The sequence below is a fragment of the Bradyrhizobium sp. genome (assembly GCF_049581145.1).
In the GTDB taxonomy this organism is placed as follows: domain Bacteria; phylum Pseudomonadota; class Alphaproteobacteria; order Rhizobiales; family Xanthobacteraceae; genus Bradyrhizobium.
Map to the genome: position 1 here is coordinate 1 of NZ_JBAURI010000824.1, position 3,553 is coordinate 3,553.

A 3,553-nucleotide genomic window follows, 5' to 3' on the forward strand; every position below is an offset into this window, starting at 1 on the left:
CGAGTAAGTTGACGGCAACAAGTCGTCCGACATATTCGACCAGCATCCATGCCATCTTCGAAATGGCCCCGCGGCGCAGCTCGCGGTAGAAAGTCGACATAAGTCTTCCTCCGAGTCCCACAAATGCCCCACGCTGCCTCCCTGCTCGGCTTCGCCCTGGTCTCGCTCGGCCTGGTGCTGACGCCCGGGCCGAACATGATCTACCTGATCTCGCGCTCGATCACGCAGGGGCCGCGGGCGGGCGTCGTGTCGCTCGGCGGCGTCGCGCTCGGCTTCGTGTTCTACATGCTGTGCGCGGCGTTCGGCATCACCGCGCTGCTGTTCGCAATCCCTTACGCCTATGACGCGCTGCGCTTCGCTGGCGCGGCCTATCTGCTCTGGATGGCGTGGCAGGCGCTCAAGCCCGGCGGCCGCTCGCCGTTCCAGGTGAGGAAGCTTGCCGTGGACAGCCCGCGCAAGCTGTTCGCGATGGGTTTTGTCACCAATCTGCTCAACCCCAAGATCGCGATGCTGTACCTGGCGCTGCTGCCGCAGTTCATCGATCCCGCGGCGGGCAACGTGCTGACGCAGTCGCTGGCGCTCGGCTCGATCCAGATTGCGATCAGCGTCAGCGTCAACGCGATGATCGCGCTCGCGGCAGGGTCGATCGCGCTGTTCCTCTCGACGCGGCCAGGCTGGGCGCTGCTGCAGCGCTGGCTGATGGGCACCGTGCTCGCCGGACTCGCGGTGCGGATGGCGGTCGAGGCGCGGCGGGGGTGAGCGCTGTCGCCAAACAATCACTGTCATCGCCCGGCTTGACCGGGCGACCCAGTATTCCAGAGGCCTATCCGTTGCGGCCGGCAATCTCCGGATAAAGATCAATCCAGTTGGGATTGTCCTTCTCGAACAGCGAAATCTTCCAGGCTCGATTCCATTTCCTGAGCCGCTTCTCGCGCCTGATCGGGTTTTCGATGCCATCGAATTGTTCGAAATAGACCGGCCTTGCGATTTCGTACTTCTTCGTGAACCCTTCCACCCGTTTCAGGCGGTGCTCGGTGACACGCCGGACGGAGATCGTTGGTAACGCCGACGTACAGCGTACCGCCGATGCGGCTGGCGAGGATGCAGACGTAGAAGGTGCCCGTTTTCAACTGACGTCTCTGGGATACTGGGTCGCCCGGTCACGCCGGGCGATGACGGGAGCGTGCTGGGCGCCGGCGCATCAGCTACCTCAGTCCAGCTTTGCCTCCATGCCGCGCTTGACCGCCGGGCGGGCCATCAGCGCCTCGTACCAGCGTTTGACATGAGGGAAATCCGACAGCTCGACCTTGTGGCGCGGGTGGCGCCAGGCCCAGCCGAGGATGGCGAAGTCGGCGACCGACAGGGCGCCTGCGACATATTCGCGATCCGCGAGGCGACGGTCGAGCACGCCGTAAAGCCGGCGGGTCTCAGCCATGTAACGTTTCAGGCCGTAGGCTCGGTCGTGCTCGTTCTCCAGCGCGATGAAATGATGCACCTGACCCGGCATCGGGCCGAAGCCGCCCATTTGCCACATCAGCCATTCGTAGACCGGAATCCGCTCGATCAGCGGTACCGGCAGGAATTTACCGGTCTTCTCGCCGAGATAGAGCAGGATCGCGCCTGATTCGAACACGCTCACCGGCTTGCCTTCCGGCCCCTCGGGATCGACGATCGCGGGGATCTTGTTGTTCGGGCTGATCGCCAGAAACTGCGGCGCCATCTGCTCGCCCTTGGTGATGTTGACCGGGATCACCCGGTAGGGCAGCCCCATCTCCTCCAGCGCCACCGAGATCTTGCGGCCGTTCGGCGTGTTCCAGGTGTGAAGTTCGATGGTCATCCAAACTCCTTCAGCTCTTGTTCAGGCCGACGTGTCTAGCATCCAGGCGCTGCGTCGGCAAAACATGGGTTCCGCGCTTGCGAGGCCGAGCCCGAACCTGTAAGCGGCCGACGGGAGAGGTATCAGCTCTCCCTGCTGTTGACGGTCCCTGATCCGCGCTGGATTGTGCGGCGATCCGCCGGTAAATTGCGATTCCGTTTGGACATTTGGAAACAACCTTGTCGAAATCAGCCTCCCGCGCCCGTCTCGCCGAGATCATCCGCAAGCGCTCGTTCGGCCGCGGCGAGATCACGCTGGCATCGGGGCGCAAGAGCGATTTCTATTTCAATCTGAAGCCGACCATGCTCGACCCCGAGGGCGCCACGCTGCTGGCGGAGCTGACCTATGAGGCGCTGAAGGACGGCAGCTACGATTTCATCGGCGGGCTGGAGATGGGCGCAGTGCCGCTGGCGGGCGCGATTGCGCAGATCTCCTGGATCAAGGGTCACCCGATTGCGGCCTTCTTCGTGCGCAAGAAGCCCAAGGAGCATGGCGCACGGCTCGCAATCGAGGGGCTGGCCAACGGCGAGAGCCTGCAAGGCAAGCGCATCGTGGTCGTCGAGGACGTGACCACCACCGGCGGCTCGGCGCTCAAGGCGGTCGAAGCGGTCCGCGAGGCCGGCGGAGAGGTGGCGCTGGTGTTGACCATGGTCGACCGTGAGGAAGGCGCCAGCGAGACGTTCGCGCAGGCCGGCCTCCCCTTCCACGCGCTCTACAAGGCGACCGAGTTCCTGCAGAGGTGACCCGCGCGGTGTCGCGGACGCGGCGTGTGCCAAAGTGGCGCGCCGCGGAGCCGGGACCCGAACCGAGATCTAAGCCATCGGTTTGGCTCTGGCTCCGGATCAGCCGCGCGCGGACTCGCTTCAGCGCCACGCCCTCATTTCTTCGCTCATCCACAGTGCGCTCACCGCGCGTTTACCATCCCCACGTTAGGTTCAGGCCGACCCTGGGGGCGGCGCGCTAGTGCCCCAAGGAGGTGCGGTTGCGTGGGGTGGAGCGGGCGTTTGCGGACCAGTTTGCGGTTTCGACGCGGGCGGCGCGCGGTGGCGTTGGCGGCCGCCGCGATCTCAGGCCTGGTGGCGCTGACCCCGGACATCGCCACAGCCGAAGGGCTGTTCGATTTCCTCTTCGGCGGTGCGCAGAACCAGCAGCGGAAAAAGACCGCGCCGCAGGCGAGCTTCTCCGCCGATCCGCTCGGCAATAATCCGCAAGCAACGGGCGCGCTAGGCCGCCCGGCCGTGGCAAGCTCGGGACCTGCGTTTTGCGTGCGAAGCTGCGACGGCAGGTATTTTCCGCTGCTGCGCGGCAACGCCTCGCCGGCGCAGATGTGCCAGGCATTTTGCCCGGCAAGCCCGACCAGGGTTTTCTTCGGCTCCAGCATCGATAGCGCCACGGCCGCCAGCGGCGAGCGCTATGCCGACAGCGAGAACGCCTTTGCCTACCGCACAGCCCTGCGCGGCGACTGCACCTGCAACGGCCGCGACCCGGCGGGCCTTGCGCCCATCGATCTCACCCTCGACAGCTCGCTGCGGCCCGGCGACGTGATCGCGACCACCAATGGCCTCGTCGCCTATTCCGGCGCCAGGATCGGCAATGGCCCGAGCGCCGAATTCACACCGATCGCCGCCTATCCCGGACTGGCCGCCGAACTTCGTACCCGGCTGGGCGAGATGAAGG

At 65.3% G+C, this 3,553-nt stretch carries 4 protein-coding genes and 1 pseudogene; 3 read left to right on the top strand and 2 right to left on the bottom strand.

The window, feature by feature from the left end:
• The first annotated feature begins 123 nt into the window (after positions 1–123).
• Complete coding sequence (locus tag WCB02_RS26980) at positions 124–759, top strand: LysE family translocator (RefSeq protein WP_423962809.1); 636 nt, start codon at positions 124–126, stop codon at positions 757–759.
• Positions 760–823: 64 nt separating this feature from the next.
• Here the strand turns inward: WCB02_RS26980 and WCB02_RS26985 are convergent.
• Positions 824–1,130: pseudogene (locus WCB02_RS26985) on the bottom strand (GIY-YIG nuclease family protein).
• Positions 1,131–1,210: 80 nt separating this feature from the next.
• Positions 1,211–1,837: a glutathione S-transferase family protein gene (locus tag WCB02_RS26990; RefSeq protein ID WP_423962810.1), complete on the bottom strand. Its 627-nt coding sequence runs from the start codon at positions 1,835–1,837 to the stop codon at positions 1,211–1,213.
• Positions 1,838–2,055: 218 nt separating this feature from the next.
• On the opposite strand from WCB02_RS26990, the gene pyrE reads away from it, so the two are divergent.
• Together pyrE and WCB02_RS27000 are read left to right on the top strand one after the other, a co-directional pair.
• Positions 2,056–2,619 (top strand): orotate phosphoribosyltransferase, encoded by a 564-nt coding sequence (pyrE, locus tag WCB02_RS26995; RefSeq protein WP_423962811.1) that lies wholly within the window; start codon positions 2,056–2,058, stop codon positions 2,617–2,619.
• A 261-nt stretch (positions 2,620–2,880) separates the two neighbouring features.
• A partial coding sequence (locus tag WCB02_RS27000; RefSeq protein WP_423962812.1) for a DUF2865 domain-containing protein occupies positions 2,881–3,553 on the top strand: 673 nt, incomplete at its 3' end.

Coding starts and splice junctions, on each gene's coding strand:
- WCB02_RS26980 (WP_423962809.1), top strand. CDS start 124: ATGCCCCACGCTGCCTCCCTGCTCGGCTTCGCCCTGGTCTCGCTCGGC.
- WCB02_RS26990 (WP_423962810.1), bottom strand. CDS start 1,837: ATGACCATCGAACTTCACACCTGGAACACGCCGAACGGCCGCAAGATC.